16 protein-coding genes are annotated in these 16,855 nt (G+C 36.7%); all 16 read right to left on the bottom strand.

Annotated features, from left to right (window positions below):
- Positions 1 to 17 precede the first annotated feature (17 nt).
- Positions 18 to 230 carry a YlzJ-like family protein gene (locus tag KHA94_RS03520; protein ID WP_213100747.1) on the bottom strand — a complete coding sequence of 71 codons (213 nt, stop codon included), beginning with the start codon at positions 228 to 230 and terminating at the stop codon, positions 18 to 20.
- Positions 227 to 976 (bottom strand): ClpP family protease, encoded by a 750-nt coding sequence (locus KHA94_RS03515; protein ID WP_213100746.1) that lies wholly within the window; start codon positions 974 to 976, stop codon positions 227 to 229. The genes KHA94_RS03520 and KHA94_RS03515 overlap by 4 nt, the downstream gene beginning before the upstream one ends.
- Before the next feature lie 342 nt (positions 977 to 1,318).
- Positions 1,319 to 2,986, bottom strand: a complete 1,668-nt coding sequence (locus KHA94_RS03510) for a ribonuclease J (RefSeq protein ID WP_275950855.1) — start codon at positions 2,984 to 2,986, stop codon at positions 1,319 to 1,321.
- A 417-nt stretch (positions 2,987 to 3,403) separates the two neighbouring features.
- On the bottom strand, positions 3,404 to 4,270 hold the full coding sequence (gene dapA / locus KHA94_RS03505) for a 4-hydroxy-tetrahydrodipicolinate synthase (RefSeq protein WP_213100744.1): 867 nt from the start codon (positions 4,268 to 4,270) through the stop codon (positions 3,404 to 3,406).
- A gap of 23 nt (positions 4,271 to 4,293) precedes the next feature.
- On the bottom strand, positions 4,294 to 5,538 hold the full coding sequence (gene dapG, locus KHA94_RS03500) for an aspartate kinase (RefSeq protein ID WP_213100743.1): 1,245 nt from the start codon (positions 5,536 to 5,538) through the stop codon (positions 4,294 to 4,296).
- A gap of 174 nt (positions 5,539 to 5,712) precedes the next feature.
- Complete coding sequence (asd, locus tag KHA94_RS03495; RefSeq protein ID WP_213100742.1) at positions 5,713 to 6,762, bottom strand: aspartate-semialdehyde dehydrogenase; 1,050 nt, start codon at positions 6,760 to 6,762, stop codon at positions 5,713 to 5,715.
- A 136-nt stretch (positions 6,763 to 6,898) separates the two neighbouring features.
- Positions 6,899 to 7,498 (bottom strand): dipicolinate synthase subunit B, encoded by a 600-nt coding sequence (dpaB, locus tag KHA94_RS03490; protein ID WP_213100741.1) that lies wholly within the window; start codon positions 7,496 to 7,498, stop codon positions 6,899 to 6,901.
- Positions 7,495 to 8,397: a dipicolinic acid synthetase subunit A gene (gene dpaA / locus KHA94_RS03485; protein ID WP_213100740.1), complete on the bottom strand. Its 903-nt coding sequence runs from the start codon at positions 8,395 to 8,397 to the stop codon at positions 7,495 to 7,497. The genes dpaB and dpaA overlap by 4 nt, the downstream gene beginning before the upstream one ends.
- A gap of 187 nt (positions 8,398 to 8,584) precedes the next feature.
- On the bottom strand, positions 8,585 to 8,827 hold the full coding sequence (locus KHA94_RS03480; protein ID WP_213100739.1) for a YlmC/YmxH family sporulation protein: 243 nt from the start codon (positions 8,825 to 8,827) through the stop codon (positions 8,585 to 8,587).
- 513 nt (positions 8,828 to 9,340) lie between these two features.
- On the bottom strand, positions 9,341 to 10,576 hold the full coding sequence (locus KHA94_RS03475) for a M16 family metallopeptidase (protein WP_213100738.1): 1,236 nt from the start codon (positions 10,574 to 10,576) through the stop codon (positions 9,341 to 9,343).
- A gap of 39 nt (positions 10,577 to 10,615) precedes the next feature.
- A complete protein-coding gene (locus KHA94_RS03470; protein WP_213100737.1) occupies positions 10,616 to 11,599 on the bottom strand; it encodes a polysaccharide deacetylase family protein in 984 nt (327 codons plus the stop codon).
- A 161-nt stretch (positions 11,600 to 11,760) separates the two neighbouring features.
- The gene (pnp, locus tag KHA94_RS03465) at positions 11,761 to 13,881 is read right to left on the bottom strand and encodes a polyribonucleotide nucleotidyltransferase (protein ID WP_213100736.1); all 2,121 of its coding nucleotides are present in this window, start codon (positions 13,879 to 13,881) and stop codon (positions 11,761 to 11,763) included.
- A gap of 234 nt (positions 13,882 to 14,115) precedes the next feature.
- The gene (gene rpsO / locus KHA94_RS03460; protein ID WP_057769914.1) at positions 14,116 to 14,385 is read right to left on the bottom strand and encodes a 30S ribosomal protein S15; all 270 of its coding nucleotides are present in this window, start codon (positions 14,383 to 14,385) and stop codon (positions 14,116 to 14,118) included.
- Positions 14,386 to 14,505: 120 nt separating this feature from the next.
- Positions 14,506 to 15,459: a bifunctional riboflavin kinase/FAD synthetase gene (gene ribF / locus KHA94_RS03455; RefSeq protein WP_213100735.1), complete on the bottom strand. Its 954-nt coding sequence runs from the start codon at positions 15,457 to 15,459 to the stop codon at positions 14,506 to 14,508.
- 34 nt (positions 15,460 to 15,493) lie between these two features.
- On the bottom strand, positions 15,494 to 16,411 hold the full coding sequence (truB, locus tag KHA94_RS03450; RefSeq protein ID WP_213100734.1) for a tRNA pseudouridine(55) synthase TruB: 918 nt from the start codon (positions 16,409 to 16,411) through the stop codon (positions 15,494 to 15,496).
- A 72-nt stretch (positions 16,412 to 16,483) separates the two neighbouring features.
- Positions 16,484 to 16,849 (bottom strand): 30S ribosome-binding factor RbfA, encoded by a 366-nt coding sequence (gene rbfA / locus KHA94_RS03445; protein ID WP_213100733.1) that lies wholly within the window; start codon positions 16,847 to 16,849, stop codon positions 16,484 to 16,486.
- Positions 16,850 to 16,855 lie beyond the last annotated feature (6 nt).

Raw genomic sequence — 16,855 nt, 5'->3', positions numbered from 1 at the left:
CATTGCATGTAGCACTGTTATGCTAATGTAATTTTTGCACCTGGAAAACATGTTGCACTCATAAAGTGAACTGGATTGCTGCTCATTACACGAATGACTGTACAGGTTTGCCCCTCATCCATTTGTACTAATAGTGGAATCCCTTCATAAGTTATCAGCTTCTGTCTATTAAATTCACTTGGTTCAGTTTGGTAAATCAGCTCTTGTGGCATCATTGTATAAAGAATCATTGGACGATCCCTTCATTATTCTTCTTATTAATTTCTATCAGTTCATTTAACTTTTTCATTGCTGGACCGATTCCCCCAACACTATCAATTAAGCCAAACTCTACAGCATCTTTGCCAACAACGTTCGTTCCAATATCTCTTGTTAAATTTCCTTTAGCAAACATTAATTCTTTAAAAACTTCTTCAGAAATATTAGAGTTCTTTGTGACGAAATTAATGACCCTTTCTTGCATTTTATCTAAGTATTCAAATGTTTGTGGAACACCAATGACTAGGCCAGTAAGCCTTATAGGATGAATAGTCATTGTTGCGGTTTCTGCGATAAAGGAATAGTTACAGGAAACAGCGATTGGAACACCGATCGAGTGCCCTCCCCCTAATACAATCGAAACGGCTGGTTTTGATAAAGATGAAAGCATTTCCGAAATCGCTAATCCTGCCTCTACATCACCACCAACTGTATTTAATATGACTAATAACCCTTCTATGTTTGGGTTTTGTTCGATTGCAACAATTTGTGGAATTAAATGCTCATATTTCGTCGTTTTATTTTGAGGAGGCAGCTGAAGATGTCCTTCTATTTGGCCAACAATTGTTAAACAGTGTATTTTCGAATCCTGAGAAAGCTGGGGGACATTCGTTTGACCTAGCTGCTGAATCTTATCAATTAAACTTGATGATTGCCCTTCCTTTGGCTTTTCCTGCTCTTCATTCTCAGAGCCGTTTTGTCTTAAATCATCATTCATTGCTGGATGCTCCCTTCAAGCCATATTTACCTCATAGGCAATAATAATAATTACCGGGAAGATATATCCCATTTGGATCACGCTTTTCTCACTTCATTTATAAAATCTAAACCATAAAAAGCCATATAAAATTAGTATGAGTCTTCTTGAGCATTTTCATTCGGAAAGTCATTTTATTAAGAAAAAGGCACGCGCCTTTGGGTACAATCAAAGAACAAATTGTCCCAGAAGTTTTAATTGTGGAGATTACATCTCTTCTCACTTAATAAAAAATATCCTTTATCCCTGTAAAAATCAAAAAAAAAACAGAACAGCTAGTAGCTGTTCTATTTTTGAGCAATTTTATACTTCCATAATGATTGGAAGTATCATTGGTCTACGCTTTGTTTTATCAAATAAATATTGATTTAAATCATCTCTCATATCCTGCTTAATACAAGACCAATCAAATGACTCTTTAGTAATACTTCTTTCTACAATTTCACGAACTCTTTTCGTTGCCTCCACAAGAAGTTCTTCTGATTCTCTAACATATACAAAGCCCCTTGAAATTATTTCAGGCCCTGCTGATATTTTCTTTTCTTTTTTACTCAAAGTTACTACAACTAGCAGGATACCATCTTGCGAAAGAAGCTTCCTATCCCTTAAAACAATATTTCCTACATCCCCTACACCACTGCCATCGATAAGGATATTTCCAGAAGGAATTCTGCCAGATGGACGGATCCTTCCATCCTTAATTTCTGCAGCTTCACCTTTTTCTAGAATGAATATTTGATCCGCAGATAAACCACATTCTTTTGCTATCTTTGCATGGGCTTTTAACATCCGAAATTCTCCATGAACCGGTATGAAGAATTTTGGATTCATTAAATTAATCATAAATTTCAGTTCTTCCTGACTGCCATGGCTTGATGTATTAAATGTACCTTTTCCAGAAATAACTGATGCCCCTGCACGATACAGCTTATCAACTGTCTTAAAAATAAGAACCTCACTGCCTCTAAGAGGTGTTCCTGCTAATATGACCGTATCCCCGTTCTTAATATTAACTTGTTTATGTGTCTGCTTAGCCATTTTTTGTAAAACTTCAATTGGTTCCCCTTGCGATCCAGTTGTCAATATAACGATTTCATCGTCGGGATATTGATTAATTTCTGAGATTGGGATAACTAGATCTTCAGGTACATGCAAGTAACCCAGTTGAAGAGCTATGTCATATGCCGTTTGTGAAAATTTCCCGACCACTGCTACCTTCCTGCGACTTTTATAGGCAGAATCAAATATATGCTGAATTCTTATTAAATCAGATGCAAAGGATGCAGCAATTATTCTTCCAGCTGCATGACAAAATGCATCTGTGACTTGACTCACTACTTTGGCTTCAGATTGAGTATATCCTGGCTTTTCCGCTTCAGTACTATCAGATAGTAAACAGAGAACACCTTCTTCCCCAATTCGAGCCATCTTGCCTATTTCAGGTTTATAATTAGAGGTAGCTGCTTGATCAAATTTAAAATCACCTGTGTATACGATAATTCCTTCAGAAGTATGTATACAAATACCAACACTATCAGGAATACTATGCGTTGTGTGAAAAAAAGACACTTGTGTAGATTGAAATGAAATATTCGAATCAGAATTAACTTCGATTAAATTTGCTTGTCCTTTAAATTCTTGCTCCTTCATTTTTGCTTTTGCTAAAGCAAGTGTTAATTTCGTGCCATAGACAGGAACATGAAGTTCTCTTAAAATATATGATAATGCTCCAATATGATCTTCATGACCATGTGTCAAAAAGATACCTTTTACCTTATCTTTATTTTGAGTAAGATACGTGAAATCAGGTATCACGATATCAATTCCGAACATTTCGTTTTCTGGGATCATAAGTCCTGCATCTAAAACAAATATGTCCCCATCTACTTCCACAAGGTACATATTTTTGCCGAACTCTCCTACTCCCCCCAGTGCCATTAACTTGATGCTTTCGTTCTTTCTATTGTTCAATTTTAATTTCCTCCTACATTCAGTTGGGCCGACCATAGATCAGTTACCAATATTATACTTGAAGGAAGAAAACCATGACAAGAAGAAAAGCGGAAGCGCCTCGCTCACCCTCGACAAGCATAAGACGAGTCGGCTAGAAGGTTGCTTTTTAACCTTCTGGACGAATTGGCTTATGACCTCGAGGGGGTAGGCGCTGAAGCTGTTCAAGAAGAAAAGCGGATGGGGCCTGCTTATCGGCGACAAGCATAAGACGAGCCTCTCAGAAAGGTGTTCTTTTCCTTTCTGGGAGGATTGGCTTATGACCTCGAGCCGATGGCACCAGAAGCTGGTCAAGAAGAAAAGCGGATGGGCCCAGCAATCAGCTACATGGAAAAGCCAATCAGAACTAAAACTGATTGGCTCCATTGAATTCTTTTTCTAAATAATAAGTGCTGATAAAGTTTTTCTTTCATCCTCTGTTAACGGAACTAATGGTAAACGGACTGAACCAACATCAAATCCTTTAAGTTGAAGAGCTGTTTTAATTGGTGCTGGGTTAGGTGCTGTGAAAAGGCCTTCCATGATTGGTAAAAGCTTCTGATGCAGTTTTGCAGCTTTATCAGTTTGACCTTCCAAAAATGCCTGAACCATTTCTAGAAGCTCATTTCCTATTACATGAGAAGCAACAGAAACTACACCTTTTCCACCTATTGCCATAACCGGAATCGTTAATCCATCATCACCGCTGTATAAAAGGAAATGGTCTTCCGTTTCTGCGATAATTTTTGCCATTGTATTCAAGTCGCCGCTTGCTTCCTTGACAGCAATAATATTGGGAATTTTAGAAAGTCGAATAATCGTCTCTGGGGAAATATTAACTGCAGTCCTCCCAGGAATATTATAAACCATTATTGGCAGTTTGGTATTTACAGCAATTTCCTTAAAGTGCTGATATAGCCCTTCTTGATTTGGCTTATTGTAGTAAGGTGCAACAACCATAATCGCGTCAACACCAATTTGTTCTGCCTTTTTCGTTAATTCAATTGAAGCGTATGTGTCATTGCTGCCTGTTCCTGCTATAACTGGAATTCTATTATCAACTATTTTCACAACATGCTTAAATAATGCCAATTTTTCCTCTTTCGATAAAGTAGGAGATTCACCAGTTGTTCCTGCAACAACAAGGGACTCAGTTCCATTTTCAATTAAATAATTTATTAGCTGTGTCGTTTTTGGAAAATCAATATGTCCCTTTTTATCAAATGGGGTAACCATCGCAGTTGAAATCCGGCCAAATTGAATCATTACTACACTCCCTTTACTTAACTTTATATATCAGTTTTCTCGTACAAGGAATGATCTTTTTCTAATTGAAATGTATCATGTAAAGCATTTACCGCTTTAATTAGATCATTTTGCTTTACTAGCACCCAAATGGTAGTATGACTATCTGCAGATTGTAAAATTCTTATTTCTTGTTCAGATAATGCTGTTACAATTTTGGATGCCACTCCTGGTACACCTTGCATGCCAGCGCCAACTACTGAAACCTTTGCACACTCCTTCTCTACTAATGGATTATGGCCTAAGTCTTTCAAAATTTCAATTGCTCTATCCGTCATTTCTTCAGTTACTGTATAATTAACACCATTCGGATAAATATTGATAAAGTCCACGCTAATTCCTTCATTTGCCATTGCTTTAAATACTTCTGCCTGCAAATTATATTGATCCTTTTTGGCCTGAACCTTAATTTGTGTGATGTTGGAAAGATGGGCAATTCCTGTTACAATTCGTTCTCTAAAATCTATCCCTCTTCGTTCTTTATTTAATGTTGTAACGAGAGTACCTAAGTGATCACTATAAGTTGAACGAATTCGAATTGGGATCTTCGCCTGCATAGCCATCTCCACTGCACGTGGATGAATAACCTTTGCCCCCTGATAGGCCATATTGCACACTTCTGTGTAAGTAACAACAGATAAAGGACGGGCATTTTCTGCAATACGAGGATCAGCTGTCATGATACCATCAACATCCGTAAATATATCAATCCATTCTGCATTTAATGCAGCACCTAGAGCTGCGGCAGAAGTATCACTTCCACCTCTCCCTATCGTCGTCACATCCCCATTTTTGGCAATCCCCTGAAATCCCGCAACAACAATGACATCATATACTTCAAGCTCTTTAAATAACCGATCACATTTCATATCAATAATTTTTGCATTTGTATGCTCATTATTAGTCCGAAAGCCTGCCTGTGCGCCAGTTAAAGCTGTAGCATGAATCCCATTTTCTAAAAGCATATTCGTAAAAACAATACTAGAAATGACTTCTCCACAAGATAGTAAAAGATCACTTTCTCTTTTATTGATCATCGTTTTTTTTGTTTCAATCAAGGATAGAAAAGTATCAGTTGCATAAGGATCACCTTTTCTACCCATGGCTGATACAACAACTACTACCTTACCCCCATCAGACAATGCTTTTTTAATATGCTTTAATGCATATGCTCGACTTGCCGCATCACGAACAGACGTGCCCCCATATTTTTGTACAATTATTTTCATTGCTACACCTCTATAAAAATCTCTTCTTTGTAATAAATGAAGGGGCGGAGCTTTGCTATATATAATAAACGCATCGAATAATTCTGATTAAAAGGTAGCTTAGATATTGTTAATTACTGCTTGGCTACGCTCACACCACCAAAGAAATTGTATGCTTAAATGGAACCTATCATCTTACTTTACTAAACCAAGATTAATTAAACTCTCTGCAATTTGAACAGAGTTCCATGCTGCTCCTTTCAGTAGATTGTCAGATACGACCCACATGTGAAATCCTTTTGAATTATCTAAATCCTTACGAATCCGACCAACAAAAACATCACATTTTCCTACACAATCTGCGGGCATTGGATATATTTGATTTTCTGGATCATCCTGTAAAACAATTCCTGGTGCATTTTTTAACAATTCTTTAATTTCTTGAGAGCTCACTCCTTCTTCATTCACTTCAAAATAGATTGATTCGGAGTGACCAGTTGCAACAGGTAATCGAACACAAGTAGCGGCTACCTGAAGTTCAGGAAGATGCATGATTTTCTTCGTTTCATTAATCATTTTCATCTCTTCAAAAGTAAATCCGTTCTCGTCGAATTTATCAATTTGTGGAATAGCATTAAATGCTATTTGATAATGTTTTTTATCTCCTTTTACAGGAAGAATGGCTGGTTCATATGGCTCTTCATTTAATATCGCTTTTGATTGCTCTTTGAGTTCTTCAACTGCAGCAGCACCTGATCCTGACACAGCTTGATAAGTAGAAACAATCACTTTTTCAAGACCGAATTTTTGACGGATAGGCTCTAGTGCAACGACCATTTGTATGGTCGAACAGTTAGGATTCGCGATGATTCCTTTATGATTATGGATATCTCCTTCATTCACTTCAGAAACTACAAGAGGAACATTTTCATCCATTCTGAAAGCACTCGTATTATCGACAACAATGGCTCCATGTGCAACCGCATGCCGTGCAAATTCTTTAGATACACTTCCTCCAGCACTGAATAGAGCAATATCCACGTCTGCAAAACTTTCAGACGTTGCTTCCTGTACGGTTAGCTTTTCACCTTTATATCGAACTGTATTTCCTGCTGAACGGGCAGAGGAAAGTAATGTTAACCTCGAAATAGGGAAATCCTTTTTCTCTAATGATTGTATCATTTGTTGACCAACTGCACCTGTAGCGCCTAATACTGCAATATGATATCCTTTTTTCTGTTCCATTAATACATTCCCCTCTCAATTAAATATATTTTTCTAGCAAAAAGCACAATAAAAAACTTAATGAATTTTCTTATAATAGAATCCATTTTAACATATTCGTTCTTTAAAGTAATAAACTTTTGCTAGAAAACAGGGGTTACATTTCGTCTTTATATTTTTCAACAATAACTGGCTGTAACTGCCTGCCATTAATGGCTGATTCAATTGTTTCAGTGAGTGCAGTCATCCTTGCAACCATAGAATTCGGCTTCTTTACAGGGTCATCTTGGCCAAACGGAATAAAGTAAATGTTTTTTGTTGCCATTAGTCTCATTAAATTTACTCCATTTAATCCAAGCGCATCATTTGTTGACATTCCTAAAACAACAGGCCTCTGATTTCTTAATGTTGCTTTAGCTGCCATTAAAACCGGGGAATCTGTCATGGCATTAGCAAATTTACTCATGGAATTACCTGTTAATGGTGCAATGACCATACAATCCAATGGTATTTTTGGACCTAGAGGCTCTGCTTTGACAATCGAGTCAATCACTTTATTCCCTGTCAAATCTTCAATTCTTTGAACCCAATCCTCACCTTTTCCAAATCTTGTTTCTGTACTTTTCACTGTAAACGTTACAACCGGAAGTACCTCAGCTCCTGACTGAACAAGCTTCTCAATTTCTGGGAACACCTCATCATACGTACAATGTGACCCTGTTAGACCAAAGCCGATACGTTTTCCTTTTAAACTCATTTTTTATTCCCCTTTCGGATCTTCATATCATCTTGTATTAGCTGAGAAAGAACTTTCGCTAATATTTTCCCTGCTGTTTTCGGAGCAACAATTCCAGGTAATCCAGGGGCAAGCAGAGCCTTGATTCCCCTTTTTTCTGCATATCTGAAATCTGTTCCCCCAGGCTTTGAGGCTAGATCGATAATTAATGTATGAACAGGCATCTTTGCAATAACAGAGGACGTAAAAACCAAATGAGGAATGGTATTAATGCAAATATCTGCGTCTTTAATTTCATTTTCTAAATCATTCAAATGAAAAGGGTTCAGCCCCATTTCAGTTATCCTTGCAATATGTTCCGTTTTCCTTGCACCTACTTTTACTTTTGCTCCGAGTGCATCAAAGATTCTAGCCACACTCATTCCTACTCTTCCTAAGCCAAGAACTGTAATGTTTGATCCATGGATGGTTATATCAGTATGCTGAATAGCCATCATAATAGTTCCTTCTACTGTTGGAATTGAATTATAGATAGCAACATCATCACGTTCAAATAGATTAACGAGTCGCCTATTTGCTTGTTTTGTAATACTATCTAAATATGAATTGCTAATACCAGAGTAAATTGTACAATGTGGAGGTGTTTCCAATAGCATCTCTTTTCTCAATATCACCTTTTCATTTGAAAATATCGTTTCTATTTGACCATCTAGACTTGTACCCGGCACTGGTAATATAACAACATCTTTATTTGAAAACTCCACTTCATCTATTTTTTCTTTGACAGCCCCTGTAAAGGCATGGTCTAATTGTTCAAAGCCAATTAATGAAAGCTTGGCATCCAATTCGGTTAAATTCCGAATGATTTCTAACTGCCTCGCATCACCGCCGATGACAGCGATTTGTACGTCTGTTAGCATGAAACCCTCACCTTCTTCTAAAGAATGAACAGGTATTGTTTTTATTAACTACTTCAACATCTTATGTATGTTAGCGTAATTCGGTGAGCTTTCCACAAAAAGAAAAGGGATGCCTCAAAGTCATTAAATAGACTTGCGAGACAGCCCAAAACGGATTATCTATTCAATTAAGGATTAATATAATTGATTACTCCTCCTCCGGCATATCTAAAATAATCATATCTGATCCAATTTTTTTTATATGACTCCAAGGTACTCTTATTTCTTCACCCTGTCTCTTGAGTCCAAACCATTTTAAAGATGGGATGACTAATGATTGTATTTGTCCACTTTTTTCATTAATTTCAAGGTCAGTCTGACCCAAAACCCCTAATCTTTCTGCTCTCTTTACATCGACGATTTCTTTTCCGCTTAGTTCGCTAAGTCTCATCCTTATCCCCTCCATTCCTCCTCCTCTATATATTCATATCATTGAAAAAAAGCTTTTATACTAAGAAAAACATAATCTCCTTCGGAACAATCTAAGTTCAGATTGTTACTGCGAAGATTATTCACAGCACTTTCCTTAGCGGTCACACATTCGTCCTGTACGTCGTAGCTAGATATTTCCCATACTAGGGAAAAGATATACTTTAAATTTAGGCAATGTTAAACTTCTCTGTTGATTTCCGTTTCAGGCACTAAAGCGTAGCGTGCGGTCCGGAAGCCTCCTCGTCGCTATCGCTCCTGCGGGGTCTCCCTTTGACTCGCTTCTCCCGCAGGACGTTGAATAATCGACCCCGAATAAACACCGCACGAAGGAAATGCGAATGCATTTTCGAGGATCTCGCGCCTGCAGCGAGAATCAACAACAAAATAGCATTATCAACACTACGCTTTAACACATCCTAAATTTAAAAATAAAAACAGCCTATAAAATCATATAGACTGTTTCAATTTATATTTATATATTTTTCGGTAATTCTCCATTAGGACTAATAAGGGCAATTGAATAGTTTTCTGTAAATATTGAATTTGCCACTTTATCCACACCTTGTTTCGTAACTGTATCGATTTGTTCAAGAATTTCATCTAAAGATCGATGTCTTCCAAGTAGAAGCTCATTTTTCCCGTTTCTGCTCATTCTGCTATTTGTACTTTCCAAACTTAGCATAAGACTTCCTTTTAGCTGCTCTTTACTATTTTTTAATTCTTTTTCTGTAATGCCTTCTTTTTTCAAAATTCTTAGTGTTTCCTGCATTGTGTCGAATAAAACATCTAATTGCTTAGCTCCTGTTCCACCGTAAAGAGTCACCATCCCAGTATCTTTGTAAGCTGAGTGGTAAGAAAAAACAGAATACGCGAGACCTCTTTGCTCCCTGACATCTTGGAATAAACGACTACTCATACTGCCGCCAAGGATATTATTCAAAATAATTAAGTTATACATATTATCATGTCCAACTTGAAGACCCTCGAAACCAATACATAAATGAGCTTGCTCTGTTTCTTTTTTTCGAACAATGCGATTAGCGTGGAATGTAGGGTTTTGTGCTACGTTTTCGTGTTTTCCACCCTCATAAGAACCAAAATATTTATCAACTTCACGAATGAAGGAATCGGAAATATTCCCAGCAATTGAAACGACCACTTTATCAGGCGTGTACATATTATGAACATATTCCTTAAGTTTATCTCCATTAAATGTATCTAATGTTTCTTCAGTACCTAAAATAGGGTAACCGAGAGGATGATTTTCATAGACCGCCTTACTAAGTAGATCATGTACTATATCATCAGGAGTGTCCTCATACATTTTTATTTCTTCAAAGACGACATTTTTCTCTTTATTTAATTCTTCTTTTACAAAGGTAGAATTAAAAAACATATCGGCTAATACTTCAAGTGCAAAATCTGCATGAGTATCAAGAACTTTTGCATAATAACAAGTATATTCCTTTGATGTAAAAGCATTCACTTGACCGCCAATGCTGTCAAATGATTCGGCAATCTCTCTAGCAGTCCTTGTTTTAGTACCTTTAAAAAACATATGTTCAAGAAAATGAGAAATCCCGTTATTCTTAAGATTCTCATCGCGAGACCCCGTCCCAATCCACACACCAATCGCGACAGAACGAACGGTTGGTATATTTTCTAATACGACTCTTACTCCATTTGGGCATGTATATTTCTTAATCAAATAATTTCCTCCTGTTCCTATCACAAAGCGAGAATCTAGTTAGTTTCTTTCATTATTACCTTTTCCCAAATTATAATAATCTATCGTTCTTTCGGAGCTTAAAAGTTCCGATACGGTTCCGATTTGTAAATTTCTTTGCTTTAGCAGCAAAATTAATTGATCTAATGATTTTGCTGTAGGATCTGTTGGGTGCATTAAGATCATGGACCCATTGTCAACCTTACTCATGACACGATTCAATAATTGTTCAGGAGTTGGCTTTCTCCAATCTACTGTATCTACTGTCCACATCACTGTTCCTAGGTTTTCCTCAGCTGCAATTTGGACGGTTTCATTTCTATAACTTCCACTTGGGGGAGCAAACCACTTTATTGGTTTTTCAGTTATTGCCTTAATCACTTCATTTGTTTTCTGTATTTCTTCCCTTGTTTTGCTAGACGATATTATCTCCATATTTGGGTGTGTAAAGGAATGGTTGCCAATTTCATGTCCAGCAGCCTCAATCATTCTTGCTAATTCGGGGTTATTTTGAGCCCATCTTCCTTCTAAGAAGAAGCTAGCAGAAACATTATGTTTTTTCAGCGTTGCTAACATATCCGTTAAATATTCATTTCCCCATGCAACATTTATTAAAAAACTAACCATTTGTTTTTCTGGATGACCTTTATATATCGGATTAGGCGGCAAATCGCTTAAATTAATTTTTGGTTTTACTTGCTGAAAAACCAATTTTTCCTCATTAAATATCCCATTTTGCTTCATTTTTTTATAAGAAGCATCTATATCTACTTGTAATCCATTAAGTCCGGGAATCGCTTTCCAGACTCGATCAATTTTTGCATCTTGGGGTGGAATATAATAATCTTCAGATTTATTTTCAATTTCTTTGTATAATACATCTTTTTCCTTCATTACAAAAACAGAATCTGACTTTAATCCTAGTACATATTGGTTCGTAAACGGATTATTGACAAGAAAAATTGCAAATATAAAAATAATGCTGAAACTCGTTATTTTCTTCATCTAACATGCCTCCTTCACTAAACAATATGTTTAGTGAGGACAAGGTAGAACGAGCCACTTTTAGCAAAATCCTTGTTTTTTAGTATGTATATGGAAAGAGTCAGGAGGGACCCCCCTGACTCTGCATTTCATATCATATTAAATTAATTGGGCTTTTTATCTTACTGCCCGGCTTTTTCCTTTTGCTCACGCTGTTCACGAAGAACGACTTTACGAGATAAATTTACACGGCCTTGCTTATCAATTTCAGTTACTTTCACAAGCAATTCATCACCAATTGATACTACATCCTCAACTTTTCCAACACGTTCTTCGGCAAGCTCAGATATATGCACAAGTCCATCCTTGCCATTGAATATTTCTACAAATGCACCGAATTTTTCAATTCGTTTTACTTTTCCAAGATACATTTGTCCAACTTCAACCTCACGAATAATGTCTTCAATAATCTTCTTAGCCTTTTGGTTCATTTCCTCATTTGTTGAAGAAATGAAAACTGTACCATCTTGCTCAATATCAATTTTTACACCAGTTTCTTCGATTATCTTGTTAATTTGCTTTCCACTTGGCCCAATGACATCGCGAATCTTATCTGGATTAATTTTCATTGTTAAAATTTTCGGAGCATATTTAGAAAGCTCCACTCTCGGCTTGGCAAGTGTACTTAGCATAGAATCTAGAATTTGCATGCGGCCTTTTTTAGCCTGCTGAAGTGCTTCTTCTAATATTTCACGAGAAAGACCTTCGATTTTTATATCCATCTGAAGTGCCGTAACTCCATTTGACGTACCAGCAACCTTAAAGTCCATATCTCCCAAATGGTCTTCCATACCTTGAATGTCAGTTAAGATAGAATAGTGCTCACCAGATTTGATAAGACCCATAGCAATACCCGCTACTGGAGCTTTAATTGGAACACCAGCATCCATCATTGCAAGAGTACTTGCACAAATACTTGCCTGTGATGTAGACCCATTAGACTCTAAAACTTCGGAAACTAGACGTACTGTATAAGGAAAATCCTTTTCAGATGGAATTACCGGCTCTAATGCACGTTCCCCCAAAGCACCATGGCCAATTTCGCGGCGGCCAGGTCCTCTCATAGGTCCAGTTTCACCAACGCTAAAATTAGGAAAATTATAATGATGCATGAACCGCTTTTCCTCTTCAATTCCTAATCCATCCAGAATCTGAACATCACCCAGCGCTCCTAAAGTACACACGCTTAGAGCTTGTGTTTGTCCACGAGTAAATAATCCTGAACCATGAGTACGTGCCAAAAGACCAACTTCTGAGGAAAGTGGGCGAATTACATCAAGTCCACGTCCATCTGGGCGAACCTTTTCTTCAGTGATTAATCTTCGCACTTCACCCTTCACAATCTTATCAAGAATCTGTTTCACTTGTTTCAGGTCATCATCATTTGCTTCCTGCTCTTCAAATTTAGCTATTACATCATTCTTAACTGACTTAATTGCAGCTTCACGAGCATGTTTTTCCTGAACTTGAATAGCTGTAATCATTTCTTGTTCGCAAAGAGTACGAACCTCAGCTTCCAAATCTTTATCAAGCTCATATAGTTCAATTTCAAGTTTTTCTTTACCAATTTCAGCTACAATTTCTTCTTGGAAAGCGATTAAACGCTTTATTTCCTCATGACCAAACATAATTGCTTCAAGCATTACTTCTTCAGGAACTTCATGGGCACCCGCTTCAACCATGTTAATGGCATCTTTCGTTCCTGCAACAACTAAATGGATATCACTATTTTCTGCTTGATCAACAGTTGGATTGATAATAAATTCTCCGTCTACTCGACCAACACTTACACCAGCAATCGGCCCGTCAAAAGGAATATCTGATACACATAGTGCTAAAGATGATCCAAACATTGCAGCCATTTCAGATGAACAATCTTGATCAACACTCATGACCATGCTTACTACTTGTACTTCGTTACGAAAACCATCAGCAAATAATGGACGAATAGGTCTGTCAATTAAACGGCTCGCTAAAATTGCTTTTTCACTAGGACGCCCTTCTCTCTTAATAAAACCGCCTGGAATTTTACCAACTGCATACAATCTCTCTTCATAATTTACTGTTAATGGAAAGAAATCTAAATTTTTTGGTTCTTTAGATGCTGTTGCTGTACTTAATACCGCAGTATCATTATAACGAACTAAAACAGCTCCGTTTGCTTGTTTCGCCAATTGCCCAATTTCAACGGATAACTTACGTCCAGCCCAATCTATAGAATAAATATGCTTATCTTGTCCCATATTTGTAACCCCTCTCTACCTTTTCACAATGGAGGTTTAGCGAATAGTCTTGGAACCCTAAACCTTAAACCTTAAACCTTAAACTTATCAAAAAGCATAAATGCTCTAAATATATAAATGTATGTGTATAACTAGTATGTACATTTTTATTATAAGTTAAAATCATTCTTTATGTATGTAAACAAGTGTTCTTTTTAAGCTAATAAAAAAGCGGGAAAAATCCCGCTTCTCTAATTATCGACGTAAACCTAACTTATTAATTAACACACGGTAACGTTGAACATCTTTGTTACGTAAGTAAGTTAACAGGTTACGACGTTTACCTACCATTTTCAAAAGACCGCGACGTGAGTGGTGATCTTTCTTATGAGTACGTAAATGATCGTTCAATTTATTAATTTCTTCTGTAAGGACAGCGATTTGAACCTCTGGAGAACCAGTATCATTCTCATGAGTTTTATACTCATTGATTAGCTCATTCTTACGTTCTTTAGTGATTGCCATCCGTTTCACCTCCTGATTTCTATCCCCGATTACTGAGCAAGCGTCGGTGACTCGACTTGCCAAGCAATGGTTCTTTTGATACGTTAATAAGAATACAACTTTTTATGACAAAATGCAAGGCTAAACATTATTTTTTTCAAAGTAGACAAGAGCTTTCTTTTTATCTTTTTCTATTTGAGCGATAAGTTCTTTTATTCCAGAAAATTTCTGTTCATTTCTTAAATGTAAATGCCACTCTACTGTAACTTCCTGCCCGTATATATCTTGATCAAAATTAAAAATATGCACTTCAATTGATGGTTTTTGAGCTAATTCATTATTAAAGGTAGGTTTATAACCAATATTACATACCCCTTCATTCCAAATACCATGAACGAATAAGCGAACACAATAAACGCCAACTGGAGGAATTAGATAATCACCTAATAAGTCAATATTAGCTGTTGGAAACCCGATTGTCCTTCCCCGTTTATCCCCATGAATAACAGTGCCAGTAGTCGTATAGGATCTCCCAAGTATTGACGGTATCTTTTCCATTTTTCCCTCATGGATTAAAGATCGAATCAATGTCGAGCTTATCTTTTCATCATCATTAGAAGATAATTTAGGGACAACTGTATAAGCGAATTTATTCCGAGAATGAAATAGCAATGTTTCCATTGTCCCTTTTCCCATTTTGCCATACGAATAGTCAAATCCTGCAATTACATGCTGAACATTCAATGCAATTAAATATTGATCTACAAATTCTTGCGGCAATAAATTCGCAAACTCCCGGGAGAAATTTATTATATATAAATAATCAATGCCTAAACTCGACATAATATTGATTTTATCTTTTAAAGGAGTTATGTACTCAACATGCCTTTCACTTTTTCCTAAAACCACGGATGGATGAGGATCAAAAGTCATGACAGCACTTTTATACCCTTTTTCTTCTGCAATTGCTTTTGCCTGTAAGATTACCTTTTGATGTCCTAAATGTACACCATCAAAATAACCTAATGCCATTGCTAGTTCTGGATTTTCATTTTTCTTCATTTGATGCGGATGGTTTATTGAAATAATTTCCATGCTAATTCACCTTTTTTCTATCAGAACCTAAATACTACAAGTCATTTCGTAAAACCTTAACTGGCTTCATTAAACCAGGCTTTTGCTGGTGATGTTCATATATGGCAAGTGCCAAGCCAGAATCTGTTTCGAGAACGATGGGACCTTTAACTTTTATTAAAAAATCTGGGATTTGTAAAACGGCTCCGTTTTTCACTTTCTTTGCTAATGTATCATTTATTGTATATTTCGGCAAATGAGAAAGCGCGGTTTCAAGAGGGTGAATAGATTCAGAAAGTGTTCCTTGCCCTGTCCTATTTTCAATTTCTTCAAATGTCAAACAATCTTGTACTGCAAATGCAGCAGATTGAATTCTTTCAAGGTTCGACATATGGGCTGGGTAACCAAGTTCTTCTCCGATCATGACTGCTAATGTTCTAATATATGTCCCTTTACTGCAAGCAACTCTAAAGCGAAATTGAATGGTTTCTCCAACAAAAATGTCCCGATTATCTAAAAGCTCAATTGAATAAATCGTTACCTTTCTTGTTGGCCTTTCAACCGTTATTCCTTGTCTTGCATATTCATACAGTCTTTTCCCATTCACTTTTACAGCTGAATACATTGGTGGAGTTTGTGAGATTTCACCTGTTAACTTAGCCAACACAGCTAAGATTTTTTCCCTTGAGATAGGCTGGTTTACTTTCTTTTTATCAATGATTTCACCAGAAGAATCTTCTGTAGACGTAGAATAGCCAATAGTTACTTCTCCTTCATAAGCTTTTCCTGCATCTGTTATATATTCTGCTATTTTTGTCGCTCTTCCCAAACAAATTGGCAATACTCCTGTGACATCCGGATCTAAGGTTCCAGTGTGACCAATTCTCTTCATCTTTAGGATTTTCCGAAGTTTAAAAACACAATCATGTGAAGTCATTCCCTTTGGTTTATATAGGGGCAATATTCCTTCCAAAAAATTTCCCTCCTGCCTGAAGAAATGTTCGAAAAAAATGGATAGACGATTGTCTATCCATTTTTATCCAACTTAATCTTCTTTATCTTTCGTTCGTTCTTCATCTTGGATTTGATGTAGTAAAGATTCTATACGATTGCCATAATCAATAGATTCATCAAATTCAAAGAAGATTTCTGGCGTTTTCCGTAAACGTATACGCTGACCAATCTCCGAACGAATAAATCCCTTTGCTTTTGCAAGGCCTTTAAGCGTATTTTCTCTTTGTTCCTCATTGCCAAGAACTGATATATAAACTGTTGCCTGCTGGAGATCACCTGTTACTTGAACATCCGTTACCGTTACAAATCCAACACGTGGATCCTTAATTTTTCGTCCGATAATTTCTCCAAGTTCCTTCTTCATTTGTTCTCCAACTTTATTTGCTCGTAGGCTCATATACAT

Source organism: Cytobacillus citreus, assembly GCF_018343665.1.
In the GTDB taxonomy this organism is placed as follows: Bacteria; Bacillota; Bacilli; order Bacillales; family Cytobacillaceae; genus Cytobacillus; species Cytobacillus citreus.
This window is presented reverse-complemented; position numbering and strand designations above follow the sequence as displayed.

Coding starts and splice junctions, on each gene's coding strand:
- KHA94_RS03520 (WP_213100747.1), bottom strand. CDS start 230: ATGATTCTTTATACAATGATGCCACAAGAGCTGATTTACCAAACTGAA.
- KHA94_RS03515 (WP_213100746.1), bottom strand. CDS start 976: ATGAATGATGATTTAAGACAAAACGGCTCTGAGAATGAAGAGCAGGAA.
- dapA (WP_213100744.1), bottom strand. CDS start 4,270: ATGATTCAATTTGGCCGGATTTCAACTGCGATGGTTACCCCATTTGAT.
- dapG (WP_213100743.1), bottom strand. CDS start 5,538: ATGAAAATAATTGTACAAAAATATGGGGGCACGTCTGTTCGTGATGCG.
- asd (WP_213100742.1), bottom strand. CDS start 6,762: ATGGAACAGAAAAAAGGATATCATATTGCAGTATTAGGCGCTACAGGT.
- dpaB (WP_213100741.1), bottom strand. CDS start 7,498: ATGAGTTTAAAAGGAAAACGTATCGGCTTTGGTCTAACAGGGTCACAT.
- dpaA (WP_213100740.1), bottom strand. CDS start 8,397: ATGCTAACAGACGTACAAATCGCTGTCATCGGCGGTGATGCGAGGCAG.
- KHA94_RS03480 (WP_213100739.1), bottom strand. CDS start 8,827: ATGAGACTTAGCGAACTAAGCGGAAAAGAAATCGTCGATGTAAAGAGA.
- KHA94_RS03470 (WP_213100737.1), bottom strand. CDS start 11,599: ATGAAGAAAATAACGAGTTTCAGCATTATTTTTATATTTGCAATTTTT.
- pnp (WP_213100736.1), bottom strand. CDS start 13,881: ATGGGACAAGATAAGCATATTTATTCTATAGATTGGGCTGGACGTAAG.
- rpsO (WP_057769914.1), bottom strand. CDS start 14,385: ATGGCAATCACTAAAGAACGTAAGAATGAGCTAATCAATGAGTATAAA.
- ribF (WP_213100735.1), bottom strand. CDS start 15,459: ATGGAAATTATTTCAATAAACCATCCGCATCAAATGAAGAAAAATGAA.
- rbfA (WP_213100733.1), bottom strand. CDS start 16,849: ATGAGCCTACGAGCAAATAAAGTTGGAGAACAAATGAAGAAGGAACTT.